Below are 16425 nucleotides of genomic sequence, written 5' to 3' on the forward strand. Positions count from 1 at the left end.
AACGTCCGCTTAGACCGGTTCCCGCGCCATGACAAGGCAGGTGTTCTGGCCGCCGAAGCCGAAGGAATTCGACAGAACCGTGCCGACCTCTGCGTTGCGCTTCTTGTTTGGCACCACGTCGAGCACGATTGCCGGATCAGGATTGTCGTAATTGATGGTCGGCGGGATGACGCTTTCGCGCATGGTCATCAGCGAGAACGCGGCCTCGACCGCGCCGGCAGCGGACAGCGTGTGGCCGATCATCGACTTGTTCGACGAGATCGGCATCGAGCCGATCCGCTCGCCGAACACGGTCGACAGCGACAGATGCTCCATCTTGTCGTTTTCCGGCGTCGAGGTGCCGTGCGCGTTGACGTAGTCGATCTCGTCCTCGCTCAAGCCGGCATCCGCAAGGGCGGCGCGTACCGCGGCGATGGCCGGCGAACCGTCAGGCTTGGAGCGGGTGCGGTGGAAGTCGTCGGCGCGCTCGCCGCAGCCGCGCATGATGCCGAGGATGGTGGCTCCCCGGGTAAGTGCCGCCTCCAGCGATTCCAGCACCAGCGCGCCGGAACCTTCGGCAAGGACAAAACCGTCGCGGTCCTTGGAGAAGGGTTTCGAGGCCTTTTCGGGAATGTCGTTGTGGGTGGAAAGCGCCGAGAGCAGCGAGAAGCGGATCAGGGCTTCGGCCGTGGCGGAGCCGTCGGCGCCGATCGACAGCGCCTTGTCGCATTCGCCGCGGCGGATCGCCTCGACACCGAGCTGGATGGCGGTGGCGCCTGACGCGCAGGCTGTCGACAGCGTGATCGGCAGGCCGCGCGTGCCAAAACGATCGGCCAGGCGATCGGCGATCGAGCCGAACTGGGTGGTCTCGAAAATGCCGAGCTCCTTCAGTCCGCGCGCCACGCGCAGCAATCTCTCGGAACCGCTTTCCTTCTTGTCGGAATTGTAGAGCGAGAAGCGGTCGGCCCAATCGAGCTCGACCGGCGGCGAGGCGAGAAAGAGCGGGCCGCCGAAATCGCCGGAATCGAGGCCGGCCTCCGACACCGCTTCCTGGGCGGCCGTCTCGGCCAGCTCGTAGGTGAGGGGACTGGCACCCTTGGAGCTCGACGGCAGGAAATCGACCATGCCGGAAATGCGGGTGTTCAGATGATCGACGGGAAAGCGGGTGATTGGATGGATGCCGGATTTGCCCGAGGTCAGCGCCGCCCAGTTGTCGGCCTTGCCGACGCCAAGCGAAGTCACCACGCCGATGCCGGTCACGGCGACGATAGGCCTGCCCATGTGATCGCAGAGATTGGCCATGTTCTGTCTGTCTCGCTCTAAGCGGCCTTGATCAGCCCCAGGCCCTCGAATTGGTGATAGCCGATCGCCGTTGCAAGGACGGAGCTGGGGGCGCCTTCGAATGGTTGCTCCACTGTGGCATCGAAGACAGGGTAGGGGGCCTTGCGGTCGACGGCGAGCGCGGCAAGCGCCACGGCGAAGGGGAACTGCGCTTCCTTCATGTGGCCGGTGAGCGTCGAGAAGGCGCGCACTGCAAGCCCCGGGTTGGCATCGAGTGCCACCTTTTCGGCCGCCGTGGCGGCATGGGCGCCGGAGGCACCGGAAATGGTCAGCAATTCGCCGGCGGGCAGCGCCGCCTGCTTCAGCAAAGCGGCGATTTCGGCATTCAGCTCGCCGCGCCGGCGCCTCGCCCGGCCGGAAACCACAGGACCGAGCTCAGCATAGATCTTGCGACCCCGGCTCTGCGCATGCTCTCGCTGTTCGAGCACCAAGAAAGCGCCGCCCGAGCCCGTCACCACGCCGCCGCCTTCCGCGCCCTGTCTTTGCCAGACCGGTCTCCACGGGCCGCGATGCAGATAACAGGCGAGCTCATAGCCGAGCAGCATGTCTGAGTGCTCGGTCTGGAAGGCGCCGCCGACCAGCACATGGGTCGACTGGCCCGAGCGGATGCGCGCGGTGGCCGTCTCAACGGCAGAGACGCCGGCGCCTTCCTCGCCCATGAAGGTACGAGACGAGCCGGTGACCTTGTGCACGATGGAGATGTTGCCGGCGAGCAGATTGGAAAGCTGGGCGAGGAACAGCGTCGGCCGCAATTCCGTGGTCAGCTTCTCGTTGAGCAGCACGTCGCGGTCGTTGCGGCTCTCGGACGCCGCCAGGATCGCGCTGTCCACGGCCTCGTCGCGCTCGCCGCCGCCGGCCGCCACAACCATGTCCATGGTCGCGCAAAGCTCGTCATTGCCCTTGATGCCGGCGTCGTCCAGCGCCAGGCCGGCGACATAGGTGCCGAGCCGCTGCCAGGTCTCCATCTGGCGCTGGTCGCCGCGCTTGGCGATCTGCAGGTTCCAGTCGATCTCGGGCAGGGGATGAATTGTGTAGGGCGCAAAGCGCGTCGCATCGAGCACCGGCTCAACGCCCGGCCGGGTCAGCTTCTGCCAATGCGCGTCCGGTCCTTCTCCCAGCGAAGAGACAAGGCCGATGCCGGTGATGACGACGTCGCGCGGGCTGCTCATGAGCGGCTTTGCTGGTCAGGCTGGAGGCGGGGCAAGGTCGCGCTCTTCAGGCGGCCTTGGCCGCGACCAGCGCGTCGATCTTGGCGCACAGGTTCTGCATGACGAAGTAGTCGTCGGTCGAAGCCTTGCCGTCATTGACCTCTTGCGTCCACTTCTCGAGCGGCACCTTGATGCCGAATTCCTTGTCGATGGCAAAGACGATGTCGAGGAAATCGAGGCTGTCGATGCCGAGATCGTCGATGGTATGGCTTTCGGGCGTGATGGTGTCGATATCGATCTCGCTGGTGTCGGCAATGATCTTGGCGACTTTCTCGAACGTGGTGGACAAGGGCTCTTCCTTCGGTTGCGGGCGGAATCTGTCCGCATCTTGTTTTGCCGCTGTCTAATCGGTTTTTCCGGGCAGGAAAAGGCCTGACACGCCGGGCGCAGATGGGATGCCGGCTTTGTGGACGCAAGTAGGGCCGCCCGGCCACCCGCGGCCCGGCCCATTTTACGTGACGTAAGCTCAGCCTTCGCGGAGCTTGACCAGATCGTTGAGCAGCCCGCCCGTCCCGTTGTGGACAGTCAGGCGCTCGACCTTGCCGGCGATGGCCTCGAGAGCCTCGAGTTCCTTCAGCCGCAGCATCACCGGGTTCTCGGCCATCACCTTGGCCGTGTTGAGCAGCGAACGCGTGGCGTTCGTCTCCTCGCGGCGGCGGATGACGTTGGCTTCGGCCTGCTTCTCGGCCGAAACCACCTGGTTGAGGATCTCGCGCATCTCGCCCGGCAGGATCACATCCTTGAGCGCGATATCGCTGACCTCGAGACCGATCGCGGCCATGTCGGAACGCACCTTGGCGGCTGCCTCCTCATCGACCGTGATCTTCTTGTCGAGGATCTGGTCGAGGGTGAGCGCGCCGAGCGTCTTCCGGAAGGCGTACTGCAGGGCGCGGTAGAGGGCTTCGGAGAAGTCCTTCACCGTGCTCACCGCCGTCACCGGATCGACGACCCGGTATTCGGCGGCGATGTTGACGCGGATCGTCACGCGATCCTTGGTCAGCACTTCCTGCCCGGCGACATCAAGCGACTGCCGCTTGAGATCGACGACCTTCACCTGGACCATGCGCCCGACATTCCAGAAGGCGTGCACCCCCGCGGCAAGCGTGCGGGTGTAGACGCCGTCCACGAACAGCAGACCGACCTGACCGTCCACGACCGGATGCAGGAACATGTGTTCCGTCTTTCGGGCCTGGCCGATCCAGCGCATCAAGGCCGGATCGACGGCCAGATCGGCCGCCGCGTCGACGGAGGTCACCGCCCACGGGCCGGCATCCGTCCACAGCACGAGCTTGCGATCCGGAGCGAGAACGGCATGAAGGGCGCCGTCGCGCTCGATCACGGCAATGTCGGTGCGCCCGGTGCGAACCACGGTGAAGTGACGCGCGGCCACATCCGGGAGCTTGTCGAACAATGCCTTCTCGTAGGCCGAAACGAATTCCGGGTTCTTCAGGTCGTGCCTGGAGATTTCCAGGTTTCCGCGCCGGTTGTCGAGCCAATGTTCGCCCGGCATCAGGACAGCCTGGATCTCGCCCTTGTAGAGGGCGACGGCACGTTCATTTTCCTTCACGAGGACGCGCTGGCGTCCCAGAACCTTTTCGAGAATGGTCTTCATTGTCGTTACTCCTGTCGGGCATGGCCCCGTGCGAGGCGTCACGTCATGCGTCGATCGTCCTTTCGTTTCTCGTTTCGTTTCCCGGCACGGATGATCCGGAGACCGGTGGCATCGCCAGGCGGCGGGCCTTCGGGAGCGGATCGCGGGGCGGCAAGGCGGGCGCCGGCGCCCGAAGGCTCCTTTGCCGGCATTGCCGCGCCTTGATCGTCACCGCGAGCCTGGCCGCGAGCCGATGGCATCGGACCGTTCGATACGGCCTCGGCCCGAAGGCTTAGCCGTCTGTCAGGTCTTCTGCATTCCGGTCCCCGGACCGTTTTGGATAACACCACCCAAAGGTGTCGGCTTAACAGGCCGTTGGAGAAGGAATCGAACCTTCGACAATCAGATTATGAGTCTGACGCTCTAACCAAACTGAGCTATCCGTGGTGCTGATGAAGGGACTCGAACCCCTGACCTCCGGACCCAAATCCGGCGCTCTTCCTCTGAGCTACATCGGCGATCCCAACACTCCGAAACGGCGCCGTACACAGCGCGGCAAAGCTGGCTGCGCGGGCGGAGACGAAAGCTCCAACCGTTGTGCTCGCTTCGGTTTTCGTGACCGGGAGCGCGCCTATAGACCCTGCGACGGCTTGTCGCAAGCGGCATTATCGCGGGGGCTTGCGGCTTCTTGCGGCTGTGGCATTTCGGACACAGTGCTGAGCTGGGCAGACCTATGCCGTCAGAAGGTGACGCGGCCGAGCACTTTGAGGCCGTCTCCATTAGGCGCCACGACCACGGCCTCGCCCTCGCGCGGCGAGACGCCGGTGAGCGCCTGGATGTTTTCCAGATGCGTGACCAGCACCAGATTGTCAGAGCCCGAATAGCCCCGGATCTCCTTCATCACCGCCTCCATCTGAGCGGCCTTCTCAGCCGAATCGGTCTTGAGCAAGTCGAGCGGCGCAAATGGTTTCGGTTCGGCCTCGAAAGCGATGCGGGCGGTATCAAGGCAGCGGCAGTAGCGGCTGGAGAGCACACGCTCGATGGGCGCCGCGCGCGCCGCAAACAGCGCCCCGATGCGGCTTGACTGCTGCTTGCCGCGCTCGGACAGGTTGAGCTGGGTGGCGCAATTGCCGATGTCGAAATTCGCCGGATCGGTGGTCCCGGTGACGAAGGCATGCCTAAGCAGGACGATATGGCCGCCATCGCGCAGCAGCGCCCAGCCGGCGTCGGTTGCGTGGGCGAGGGTGGGAACGGCAAGCAGGAAAAGCGCCAGGGCAAGTCGCAGCATGTGAAGTCCTTATGGCGGCCGGGAGAGGCCGGGGCCATGATCGGCATATAGGGACCGCAAAGCCGGCTGAAAAACAAGCAGAGGACCAACGGTCGGCCGGAGAACGGCCGATTGCACAGCGCTCGGGGCTTGCCTATCACGGGAAAGATGTCTCCGCCCGAACAATGACGCCGCTCACCGAAACCGTCCTCTTCGTCTTCAGTCTCGTTGCGCTCGGCTATTTCGCCGGCCTTACCGGCTATCTGAAGCCGGTGAGTGGTGAGGGCATATCCGAGTTCGCCGTCAACGTGGCTATGCCGCTGCTCTTGTTCCAGACGATGGTGCAGTCCGATTTCCATGGCGTGGCGCCATGGTCGCTGTGGAGCGCCTATTTTGCGGCGGTTGCCATCACCTGGTCCGCCGGGCACCTGGTCATGACGCGGCTCTTCGGCCGCGATGCCCGTGCTGGCATCGTCGGCGGCGTGTCCTCGGCCTATTCCAATGTCGTGCTGCTTGGCGCGCCCTTCATCCTAGGCATATTCGGCACCAGCGGCTTCGAGGTGCTGTCGCTGCTGGTCTCGATCCATCTGCCTGTCATGATGATGGCCTCAATCGTGCTGTTCGAGATGTTCGGCCGTCGCGGCGAGCAGTCCGTGCATCAGTTGCGCGTCATCCGGAATTTCCTCAGGCGGCTGTTCGTCAACCCGCTTATCATTGGCATTCTCGCGGGGCTCGCCTGGCGCTTCACCGGCGCGCCGATGCCGCCGCTGATCGGGCGGCTGGTCGACGCGCTGGCCGATACGGCCGGGCCGGTGGCGCTGTTTGCGATGGGGCTCAGCCTGTGCCGCTTCGGCATATCCGGCAACATCCGCCCGGCACTCGCGCTGTCGGCGCTGAAACTCTTCCTGATGCCGGCCTTGGTGCTGCTCGCGGTCTGGCTGCTCGACCTGCCGCCGCTGACGGCAAAGGTCGCCGTGGTCGTGGCGGCGCTGCCTTCCGGCATCAATTCCTATCTCATCGCCGTTCAGTTCAACACCGGACAAGCGCTGGCGTCCAACCAGATGACGATCGCCACGGCCAGCGCGGTGCTCACCACATCCTTCTGGCTGACGGTGGTCCTGCATGTGTTCGGCTAGCGCTCGTCTTTGCTGGCCCAACCCCTATATGCCATCTTGTGATTGCTTGCCGGGCTTTCCCTAGGTAAGAGCAATGCGCCAGCGTGCAGCCTTGCACGCCCCCGAATATCCAGAAAAACGGCCGATCAGCGCGCCGAAACGGAGGCCAGACCATGCTTCAGAAAACCAGTCATTTCATGCGCCAGGCCAATCTCATCAACGGCGAATGGGTGCAGGCCGACAGCGGCCAGACCATCGACGTCAACAATCCGGCGACCGGCCTGAAGATCGGCACCGTGCCGAAGGCCGGCAAGACCGAAACCCGCCGCGCCATCGAGGCCGCCGATGAAGCATTCAAGAGCTGGCGCAAGACCACCGCGCTCGAGCGCTCGAAGCTTCTGCGCAAGCTGCACGACGCAATGATGGACAATCAGGACGTGCTGGCCGAGTTGCTCACCATCGAGCAGGGCAAGTCGCTGTTCGAATCCAAGGGCGAGATCGGCTCGGCCGCGAGCTATATCCTCTGGTTCGCCGAGGAAGGCCGCCGCACCTATGGCGACATCGTGCCGTCGCCCTGGGGCGACCGCCGCATCCTGGTGACGAAGGAGCCGGTCGGCGTCATTGCCGCCATCACGCCATGGAACTTCCCGTCCTCGATGCTCGCCCGCAAGCTCGGACCGGCGCTGGCCGCGGGCTGCACGGCCGTGGTCAAACCGGCCTCGCAGACGCCTTATTCGGGTCTCGCCTGGGGCGCGCTTGCCGAAGAGGTCGGCTTCCCCAAGGGCGTCATCAACATCCTGACCGGTTCGGCCGGCGAGATCGGCGACGAGATCTGCGCCAACCCGCTGGTCAAGAAGATAACCTTCACCGGCTCGACCGAGGTCGGCAAGATCCTGATTCAGAAGTCGTCGACGACGGTCAAGAAAGTATCGATGGAACTCGGCGGCAATGCTCCGTTCCTGGTCTTCGACGATGCCGACATCGATCGCGCCGTCACCGGCGCCATCACCGCGAAGTACCGCAATTCCGGCCAGACCTGCGTCTGCACCAACCGCTTCCTCGTCCAGGCGGGTATCTATGACAAGTTCGTCGAGAAGCTCGCCGCTGCCAGCAACAGTCTGAAGGTCGGCTCCGGCCTGGAAGAAGGCGTGCAGCAGGGGCCGCTGATCGACGAGAAAGCGGTCGAGAAGGTCGAGGAACTGATCGCCGATGCCACCTCGAAGGGCGGCAAGGTCGTTGCCGGCGGCAATCGCCATGCGCTCGGCGGCTCGTTCTTCCAGCCGACGGTCATCGCCGACGCCACGCCCAAGATGCGCTTCATGAAGGAAGAGATCTTCGGGCCGGTCGCCCCGGTGTTCAGGTTCGAGACCGAGGAAGAAGCGATCGCATTGGCCAACGACACCGAGTTCGGCCTCGCCTGCTATTTCTACACCGGCGATCTCGGCCGCGCCTTCCGCGTCATGGAAGGGCTGAAATACGGCATGGTCGGCGTCAATGAAGGCCTGATCACCACGCCCGAGGCGCCGTTCGGCGGCGTCAAGGAATCGGGCCTCGGCAAGGAAGGCGGACATCAGGGCATCGAGGACTATCTCGACACCAAATATGTCTGCCTCGGTGGCCTCGGCCTCTGACACCGCTCGACTGGCGGGGCAGGCATCAGGCCTGCCCTTGCCGGAGATGGCCGGCGTAGTCCACAGATCAATGAACTGACGTTTTCGGGCACAGCGATGAAGGACGGCGAGGTCTTCGGCACGACGCAGGCGGGCGAGGCCGTTCGCCGCTTCACCATCCGTGGCGGTGGTCTCACGGCCAACATCATCGGGCTTGGCGCGATCATCCAGGATCTGCGGCTCGCCGGCCATGATGCGCCGCTGGTGATGGGCTACGACCAGTTCGAGCCCTATGAGACCGACCGCGCCTATTTCGGCGCCGTCGTCGGCCGCTTCGCCAATCGCATTCGCGACGGCCGCTTCACCATCGCCGGCAAGCGCTACCAGACCGAGCGCAATTTTCTAGGGAAACACACGCTGCATGGCGGCTCGGAGGGCTATTTCCACCGGCCATGGTCGGTCTCGCTGCACGGGCGCGATTTCGTGACGATGACACTGCACGATCCCGATGGCACGATGGGCTTTCCAGGCGCGCTGGACGTCACCTGCACCTACCGGCTGAAGATCCCCGGCACGCTCAGCATGGAACTGACCGCCACATGCGAGGAGCCGACGCTCTGTAATCTTGCGCAGCACTCCTACTTCAATCTCGACGACGGGGGCGCGGGCGACATTCTCGACCACCGGCTGATGCTCAATGCCGGCGCTTATACGCCCGTCGACGCAGAGATGATCCCGACCGGCGCGGTGAAGCCCGTCGACGGCACGCCCTATGACTTCCGCCAGGCGCGGCCGCTGCGCATGGAATCGGAAGGCGAGCAGCTTCCCTACGATCTGAATTACTGCCTCGCCTCCAGCCGTGGACCGCTGCACCAGGCAGCCTGGGTGCAGGGCGCCAGTTCCGGCGTCGAAATGGAAGTCTGGACCACCGAGCCCGGCCTGCAGCTCTATATCGGCCAGTATGTCGCGCCGTCCTCCCCTGGGCTGGACGGGCGCGGCTACAAAGCCTTTTCAGGCTTCTGCCTCGAAGCTCAGACCTGGCCCGACGCGCCGAACCGGCCCTATTTCCCACAGGCCACGCTTTGGCCGGGCCAGATCTACCATCAGGTGACGGAATACAGGTTCCGGCTCCCTAGCTAGATCCCAAAGGCTGTTCTTAGAATCTCGAACGGCGCGAGCGCGCCGCGCACCTGTACGACGGCCGCAGCCACCCGATGCGCGCGCCGAACCGCGTCGACTGGGGCGTGACCGGCAAGCCGGGCGGCGAGATAGCCGCCGTTGAAGGAATCGCCGGCGCCGGTTGTATCGACAGGCGAGGCGACATGCACTGCCTCGATTGTTTCCGAGGCGCCGTCCACGGCAATCAATGCCGGCTGCTCGCCGTTCTTGACGACAACCTCGCCGACCACTCCTCCGAGACGCCTGGCAGTTGTTTCCGGCGCCTCATCGCCAAACAGCATCTGCTCATCCGGAAAAGTGGGCAATGCGATATCCGCGACGGCGAGCGCTTCCAAGATCGCAGCCTGCGCGGTTTCACGGCTCGGCCACAGCCTGGGACGGTAATTCGGGTCAAAGGCGACCAGCGAACCCGCCGCGCGTGCTGTCGCGACGGCCGAAAGCAGGGTTTTGCGCGCGGCATCATCCAGAATTGCCAAAGTGATTCCGGAAAAATAGACAAGCGCCTGGTTTTCAAGACTTTTCGCCAGTGCCGCTGCATCGGAGGCAAGCTGGCGCGCGGCAGCATCGCTTCGCCAGTAAGTGAAGGCGCGCTCGGCTCCAGTGAGCGTGATGGCGTAAAGGCCCGGTCTTGCGCCGGCAATGACCGGGCTGCTGCCAATACCGATGCCGTTCTGGGCTAAGAACGCGATCTGATCGCGGGAAAAAGGGTCGTCGCCGAAGGCCGAGACATAGGTCGCGGGCCGGCCGGGGCTGAGCGCATGCAGCGCCCATAGCGTATTGAAGGTGTCGCCGGCAAAGCCCATACGCCAGTTCGGTCCTGCCTGGCCCGACAGTTCGAGCATGCATTCGCCGATCGACGCGACACCATTGGCTTCCATATGCCTTGTCCTCCTAAAGCTTTGGTGCTGTAGCTTTTTGCAGCCGGCAGCGCCATGCTTGGCGCAGGCCGATTTTTGCGCCAGAAGCGATTTCCCACAGGCGGGAGGGATGCTGCGCGCAGCCCGTGACGTTATCAGCCGAAGAGGAGCCGGTTTGGCATCGATATGGCGTTACATTCTTGCGGGTCTCGGTCTTGCTGCCCTGCTGGTCGGCATTCTGACTGTCGTCTACCTGACGGCGCCGCATTCGGCACCGGGCCCCGATACGTCGCGTTCGAAAAAGACGGCGAGCGGCCTGTTCGTTGCGAGCTTCGAGCCGGAGCGCGGCGTCATCCGGCAGGGCGAGCTGCAATCCTGGCTGCTGACACTGAAGACCTCCGCCGGCGCTCCGGTGGAGGGCGCCGCGATCACCGTTTCCGGCGGCATGCCGCAGCACAATCACGGCCTGCCGACCAGCCCGCAGGCGACCGACTATATGGGGGCGGGACGCTACCGCATCGACGGCGTGAAATTCACCATGACCGGCTGGTGGCAATTGCGCTTCGCGATCTCGGCGGCGGCGGGTTCCGATTCCGTCGTCTTCAACATCGTGTTGTGAGCGGCCGATGAAGCGTCTTCTCCGCCTCGCAAACCTGTCCGCTCTGGCTGCGCTCGCTTGGCTTGGCGGTTGCGGCGAGCCCGAGTTCAGCGACGCCGAGAAGAAGGCCATCGCCTCGCTGGCGTTGAACACGCTGCCGGCGCTCAAAGCGGACATGACGAACCAGTATGCCGATGTGCCGGCCGCTGCGGCGCTCGGATCGACGCTGTTCTTCGATGTCGGCATGAGCCGCGACGGCACGGTGTCCTGCTCGACCTGCCACAAGATCGACCGTCAGTTCCAGGACGACCTGCCGCGGGCGGTCGGCGTCGGCCACACCAATCGCCGAACCATGCCGCTGGCCGGCGTGGCGCGCGATCCTTGGTTCTTCTGGGACGGACGTCACGACAGTTTGTGGGCGCAAGCGCTGACGCCGCTCGAAAACCCGCTGGAGCAGGCCGGCAACCGCGCGGCCTTCGCGCATTACATCAAGGACCGGTTCGGCGAGCGCTATGAGCGCATTTTCGGGCCGCTGCCCGATCTTTCCACCGTGCCGGCCAATGCCAGCCCGCTCGGCACCGAGGCCGAAAAGGCGGCATGGAACGCCATGCCCGCCAGGCAGGCCGAAGACGTCAACCGCGTCTTTGCCAATATCGGCAAGGCAATCGCGGCCTTCGAGCGCTCGATCGAACCTGGGCAGACGCGTTTCGACCGCTTCGCGATCGACCTCGCGACCGGCACCAAGCCGCAAGGCGATGCTGCCTTCTCGCCGGAAGAGATCCTCGGGCTGAAGCTGTTCATCGGCAAGGCCAATTGCGTGACCTGCCATAACGGGCCGCGCTTCACCGACAGTTCGTTCCACAACACCGGCGTGCCGCCGGTCAAAGATCTGCCGCCCGACCGCGGCCGGGTCGATGCCGTGGCTCAAGTGCAGGCGGACCCGTTCAACTGCTTCGGCAAGTTCCGCGACGGCGATGAAAGCGCCTGCCGCGAATTGCGCTTCATGGTGAAGGACGGGCAGCAACTCGTGCGCGCCTACAAGACGCCGTCGCTCAGGGGGGCAGCTACGCGTGCGCCCTACATGCATGCCGGGCAGTTCTCGACCCTCGACGAGGTGGTGGCGCATTATTCGAAAGCGGCGCCCAGCGTTGAAGGCGTTTCGGAGATCCACCCGCTCGAGCTTTCCGATCGCGAGCGCGCGGCTCTGGTGGCGTTCCTGAAGACTCTGTCGGAGTAGAGTCTTAATTTTGCGCGATTCCGGACGGAAAACGGCTGCGCACCTTTCCTGGAATTGCGCTAGCGATCCTTCACCGTTTCCATCGCGACGAAGGTGGAAGTCTGTGCCACGTGGGGAAGGGCCGAAATGCGCTCGCCGAGCACGCGGCGGTAGGCGGCGATATCGGTGGTGCGGACCTTCAGGAGATAGTCGAAGCTCGACGCCATCATATGGCACTGCTCGATCTCCGGCACGCCCTGCACCGCGCGGTTGAACGCGTCGAGCGCCGCCGAGCGCGTATCCGACAGCTTCACCTGGACGAAGGCGACATGTCCTTCGCCCATGCGCTCCCGGTCGATAATCGCGCGATAGCCTCTGATGTAGCCCTCCTTCTCAAGACGCTTCACACGGGCCTGCACCGGGGTCTTCGACAGCCCGACCTTCAAAGCCAGCTCGGACATTGAAAGCCGGCCGTCGCGCCCGAGCGCGGCCAGGATGTTGCGGTCAATGCGGTCCAATTGGTCTTCGCTCATCGGTCTTACGGTCAAAATGGCGGGCCTATACGATAGCTCGAATGGACTGTCTCGTCGATTTCTTTGGACCGACCTGGGCTCCCAGCTGTGCTAGCGTTGCGCCAATCGGTCCGGCGACCCGCCAGACCTGCTCGCTAACGCTTGCTCTCAGGATCCGACATGCCGCTCGATGCCATCCGCCAGCAGATCCGCGCCAACTATTTGCCCGACGAAGACGAGGCGGTGAGGCGACTGTCCGCGGCTGCCAGGCTTTCGGCGGAAGAGCGCAAGGCGATCTCGGCGCGTGCGGCCGATCTGGTGCGCGCGGTGCGCGGCTCGAGCGACCCTCGGCTGATGGAGGTTTTTCTTTCGGCTTATGGCCTGTCGACCAAGGAAGGCGTGGCGCTGATGTGTCTCGCCGAGGCGCTACTGCGCGTTCCCGATGCCGAGACGATGGACGATCTCATCGCCGACAAGATCGCGCCCCATGACTGGTCGGCGCATTCGGGCAGCTCGAGTTCCATTTTCGTCAACGCCTCGACCTGGGCGCTGATGCTGACGGGCCGCGTGCTCGATGAAGGCGAGGGCGGTATCGAAGGCACGCTGCGCGCCATGGTGCGCAGGCTCGGCGAGCCGGTCATCCGCAAGGCCGTGGCGGCGGCGATGCGCGAAATGGGCGAGCAGTTCGTGCTCGGCCGCACCATCGCCGAAGCGGTCAAGCGCGGCCGTCCGATGACGCAGAAGGGCTATCTCTATTCCTTCGACATGCTGGGTGAGGCGGCCCGCACCGAGGCTGATGCGCTGCGCTATCACCGCGCCTATGCGGATGCGATTTCCTCGCTCGACGCGGGGTCCAATGGCCCGGACATTCGCTACAACCACGGCATTTCGGTCAAGCTTTCGGCACTGCATCCGCGCTATGAGGTGGCGCAGAAGGAGAAGATGCTGCCGGTAATGGCCGAGCGGCTGTTGTCGCTGGCGCTTGCCGCGCGGCATTCGCGCATGGGCCTCAACATCGATGCCGAAGAGGCCGACCGGCTCGATCTGTCGCTCGACGTCATCGAACGCGTGCTCGCCGAACCGGAGCTTGCCGGTTGGGATGGTTTCGGCGTCGTCGTCCAGGCCTATGGCCCGCGCGCGGCCTTCGTCATCGACTGGCTCTATGCGCTTGCCAAAAAATACGACCGCAAGATCATGGTGCGGCTGGTGAAGGGCGCCTATTGGGACACCGAGATCAAGCGGGCACAGACGCTTGGGCTTGCCGGCTATCCGGTCTTCACCCGCAAGACCAACACCGACGTCTCGTATCTGGCCTGCGCGCGAAAACTGCTGTCGATGACCGACCGCATCTACCCGCAATTCGCCACCCACAACGCGCACACGGTGGCTGCCATCCTGTCGATGGCGAAGGATCGCGACTCCTTCGAATTCCAGCGTCTGCACGGCATGGGCGAATCGCTGCACGAGACGGTGCGCAAGGCCGAAAGGACGCGCTGCCGCATCTACGCGCCGGTCGGTGCGCATTCCGACCTGCTCGCCTATCTGGTGCGGCGGCTCTTGGAAAACGGCGCCAACTCCTCTTTCGTCCACCAGTTGACCGACGAGGAGGTCGAGCCGGAAGAAATCGCCCGCGACCCGCTGGAGGCTGTAGAGAAACAAGGCCCCGCCGCCAATCCGGCGATCGCGCGGCCCGCCGCGATCTTCGGCGCCCACCGGCGCAATTCAAAAGGATTCGACATCAGTGATGCGGTGACTCTTGCAGCCATCGACAGGGCACGGGCGGAATTCGCGGGAGCGGATCGCTGGCATGCCAAGCCGATCACGCCCGCCGCCGGCTACGGCAAGCCGCGCCAGATCGTCAACCCGGCCAAGCCCGATGAGGTCGTCGGCACAGTGCATGAGGCGGCGGCCAAGCAGGTCGCGACCGCCGTGCGTATCGCTGTGGAGGCGCAGCCGGCCTGGGCAAAACGCCCGGTTGCCGAGCGCGCCGCGATCCTCAACCGCGCCGCCGACCTCTACGAGGCCAATGCCGCCGAGTTCTTCGCTTTGGCCACTCGAGAGGCCGGCAAGTCGTTGGCCGACGGCGTCGCCGAAGTGCGCGAGGCGGTCGATTTCCTGCGTTACTATGCGGCCGAGGCGGCGAATGCCGAAGCGGGCACTGAAGCCCGTGGCGCAATCGTCTGCATCTCGCCGTGGAATTTCCCGCTGGCCATCTTCACCGGCCAGATCGCGGCGGCGCTCGTCACCGGCAATTCGGTGATCGCGAAGCCCGCCGAGCAGACGCCGCTGATCGCCTTCCGCGCCGTCGAGATGCTGCGCGAGGCCGGCGTGCCGGAGGATATCATCCAGCTCCTGCCGGGTGACGGTGCGTCGGTCGGAGCGCCGCTCACCGCCGACCCGCGCATCGCAGGTGTCTGCTTTACCGGCTCGACCGAGGTCGCCAAGCTGATCGAAAAACAGCTGGCCGAAACGGCGGCGCCCGATGCCATGCTGATTGCCGAGACGGGTGGGCTGAACGCCATGATCGTCGATTCCACGGCGCTTCCCGAGCAGGCGGTGCGCGACATCCTCGCCTCCGCCTTCCAGAGCGCCGGGCAGCGCTGCTCGGCGCTGCGCGTGCTCTACGTGCAGAAGGATGTCGAGAAGAAGATGCTGGCCATGCTGAAGGGCGCTATGGAAGCCCTCAATGTCGGCGATCCGTGGCTGATCTCGACCGATGTCGGCCCGGTCATCGACGATGAGGCGCAGGCCTCGATCGGCGACTACTGCAAGAAAAAGGGGCTGGAGGGGCGCCTCATCGCCAAGCTCGAAGCGCCGGCTGCCGGCCGCTTCGTCGCGCCGCATGTCTTTCGGGTCAAAGGCATCGAGGAGATGGAGCGCGAAGTGTTCGGTCCGGTGCTGCATGTCGCCACCTTCGACGCCGACGACATCGACGCGGTGATTGCCGGCATCAACCGCAAGGGCTACGGCCTGACCTTCGGCCTGCACACCCGCATCGAGGGCCGCGTCCAGCATTTCGTCGACGGCATCCATGCCGGCAACATCTATGTCAACCGAAACCAGATCGGCGCCGTCGTCGGCTCGCAGCCCTTCGGCGGCGAGGGTCTGTCCGGCACCGGGCCGAAGGCCGGCGGGCCACATTATCTGCGCCGCTTCCGCAAGGGCCCGCAAGCCGGAACGGAAGTCGGCGACGGCCACAAGGTGACGGCGACGGAACTCGCGGACAATCTGCCGGACCCGACGCTTGGCGGTTGGTCGACGCGACCCGATCGCGTGGCGATTCTGAGAAAACATCTGCGCGGCAAGGGGGCTGCGGCCATCGCCGCCGCAGCGGGCCTCGATTTCGGGCAGGTCGACCTGCCGGGCCCGACCGGCGAGGCCAACACGCTGTCGCTGGCGCCGCGCGGACGGGTGCTCTGCCTCGGGCCGGATGCCGAGACGCTGCTTGCGCAGACAATCCAGGCTTTAGCCGCCGGCAATGCCGTTCTGGCAGTGGCGCCAGGCGCGCCGGCGGCGCTGTCGGCGCTGACCGGCAAGGGCCTGCCACTGGCGGCGATCGACGGTCGGCCGGACCCGGTCGAGGCGCGCTCGCTGCGCGTCGACGTCGTTGCCTTCTCCGGCACGCCGGAAGCGGCGCGCATCGTGCGCAAGGTGGTTGCCGAGCGCGCCGGGCCGATCGTGCCGCTGGTCAGCGAAGTGCTTAATCCGGCGGCTTATGCGCATGAGCGCGCGGTCTGCGTTGACACGACGGCGGCCGGCGGCAATGCCAGCCTGCTCGCGGCAGCCTAATCAGGTGCGGGAAGGCCGCCGCGTTAGCGGCGGTCAGGCGCCCTCGACGACCAAAAACCCTTCGAACTCGGGGTGGCCAAGATAATGCACCTTGGCGGTGCCGGCGTTGCGATGGGCGGCGCGGAAGTTCTCCGACTTCGTCCAGGCGATGAAATCGCGGAGG

The 16425-nt window shown here is 64.9% G+C and carries 13 protein-coding genes, 2 tRNA genes and 1 pseudogene; 6 read left to right on the forward strand and 10 right to left on the reverse strand.

The genetic code is table 11. The annotated features are described in order from the left end of the window. Nucleotides 1–9: 9 nt before the first annotated feature. From P9217_RS19195 to P9217_RS19225, 7 genes are all read right to left on the reverse strand, one after another. Nucleotides 10–1281: a beta-ketoacyl-ACP synthase gene (locus tag P9217_RS19195; RefSeq protein WP_067329407.1), complete on the reverse strand. Its 1272-nt coding sequence runs from the start codon at nucleotides 1279–1281 to the stop codon at nucleotides 10–12. A gap of 17 nt (nucleotides 1282–1298) precedes the next feature. After that, on the reverse strand, nucleotides 1299–2489 hold the full coding sequence (locus tag P9217_RS19200) for a beta-ketoacyl-ACP synthase (protein WP_278087681.1): 1191 nt from the start codon (nucleotides 2487–2489) through the stop codon (nucleotides 1299–1301). A gap of 46 nt (nucleotides 2490–2535) precedes the next feature. After that, entirely contained in the window at nucleotides 2536–2817 is a 282-nt protein-coding gene (locus tag P9217_RS19205; protein ID WP_066999801.1) for an acyl carrier protein, read from the reverse strand. A 177-nt stretch (nucleotides 2818–2994) separates the two neighbouring features. Further along, nucleotides 2995–4140: a slipin family protein gene (locus tag P9217_RS19210; protein ID WP_278087680.1), complete on the reverse strand. Its 1146-nt coding sequence runs from the start codon at nucleotides 4138–4140 to the stop codon at nucleotides 2995–2997. Nucleotides 4141–4494: 354 nt separating this feature from the next. After that, nucleotides 4495–4563, reverse strand: a tRNA-Met gene (locus P9217_RS19215). Then, nucleotides 4564–4637: transfer RNA gene (locus P9217_RS19220), tRNA-OTHER, on the reverse strand. 221 nt (nucleotides 4638–4858) lie between these two features. Then, nucleotides 4859–5407, reverse strand: a complete 549-nt coding sequence (locus P9217_RS19225) for a histidine phosphatase family protein (RefSeq protein WP_066999807.1) — start codon at nucleotides 5405–5407, stop codon at nucleotides 4859–4861. Between the two features lie 164 nt (nucleotides 5408–5571). On the opposite strand from P9217_RS19225, the gene P9217_RS19230 reads away from it, so the two are divergent. From P9217_RS19230 to P9217_RS19240, 3 genes are all read left to right on the forward strand, one after another. Further along, on the forward strand, nucleotides 5572–6522 hold the full coding sequence (locus tag P9217_RS19230; protein ID WP_278087679.1) for an AEC family transporter: 951 nt from the start codon (nucleotides 5572–5574) through the stop codon (nucleotides 6520–6522). 152 nt (nucleotides 6523–6674) lie between these two features. After that, nucleotides 6675–8132 (forward strand): NAD-dependent succinate-semialdehyde dehydrogenase, encoded by a 1458-nt coding sequence (locus P9217_RS19235; protein WP_127241315.1) that lies wholly within the window; start codon nucleotides 6675–6677, stop codon nucleotides 8130–8132. Nucleotides 8133–8228: 96 nt separating this feature from the next. Next, nucleotides 8229–9251: an aldose epimerase family protein gene (locus P9217_RS19240; RefSeq protein WP_127241316.1), complete on the forward strand. Its 1023-nt coding sequence runs from the start codon at nucleotides 8229–8231 to the stop codon at nucleotides 9249–9251. Here P9217_RS19240 and P9217_RS19245 read toward each other — a convergent pair. Beyond that, on the reverse strand, nucleotides 9248–10168 hold the full coding sequence (locus P9217_RS19245; protein ID WP_095778464.1) for a sugar kinase: 921 nt from the start codon (nucleotides 10166–10168) through the stop codon (nucleotides 9248–9250). The two genes, P9217_RS19240 and P9217_RS19245, sit on opposite strands and share 4 nt — an antisense overlap. Before the next feature lie 154 nt (nucleotides 10169–10322). On the opposite strand from P9217_RS19245, the gene P9217_RS19250 reads away from it, so the two are divergent. Together P9217_RS19250 and P9217_RS19255 are read left to right on the forward strand one after the other, a co-directional pair. After that, nucleotides 10323–10766: a FixH family protein gene (locus P9217_RS19250; RefSeq protein ID WP_067329635.1), complete on the forward strand. Its 444-nt coding sequence runs from the start codon at nucleotides 10323–10325 to the stop codon at nucleotides 10764–10766. A gap of 7 nt (nucleotides 10767–10773) precedes the next feature. Continuing rightward, nucleotides 10774–11982 (forward strand): cytochrome c peroxidase, encoded by a 1209-nt coding sequence (locus P9217_RS19255; protein ID WP_278087678.1) that lies wholly within the window; start codon nucleotides 10774–10776, stop codon nucleotides 11980–11982. 59 nt (nucleotides 11983–12041) lie between these two features. Here the strand turns inward: P9217_RS19255 and P9217_RS19260 are convergent, their stop codons facing one another. Beyond that, on the reverse strand, nucleotides 12042–12494 hold the full coding sequence (locus P9217_RS19260) for an Lrp/AsnC ligand binding domain-containing protein (RefSeq protein WP_095778463.1): 453 nt from the start codon (nucleotides 12492–12494) through the stop codon (nucleotides 12042–12044). Between the two features lie 159 nt (nucleotides 12495–12653). Here P9217_RS19260 and putA point away from each other — a divergent pair, with 159 nt between their 5' ends. After that, the gene (putA, locus tag P9217_RS19265; protein WP_278087677.1) at nucleotides 12654–16262 is read left to right on the forward strand and encodes a bifunctional proline dehydrogenase/L-glutamate gamma-semialdehyde dehydrogenase PutA; all 3609 of its coding nucleotides are present in this window, start codon (nucleotides 12654–12656) and stop codon (nucleotides 16260–16262) included. Between the two features lie 33 nt (nucleotides 16263–16295). Here the strand turns inward: putA and P9217_RS19270 are convergent. Continuing rightward, nucleotides 16296–16418: pseudogene (locus tag P9217_RS19270) on the reverse strand (antibiotic biosynthesis monooxygenase); the annotation flags it as partial. Nucleotides 16419–16425: the final 7 nt, after the last annotated feature.

Source organism: Mesorhizobium sp. WSM4989 (assembly GCF_029625795.1).
In the GTDB taxonomy this organism is placed as follows: Bacteria; Pseudomonadota; Alphaproteobacteria; order Rhizobiales; family Rhizobiaceae; genus Mesorhizobium.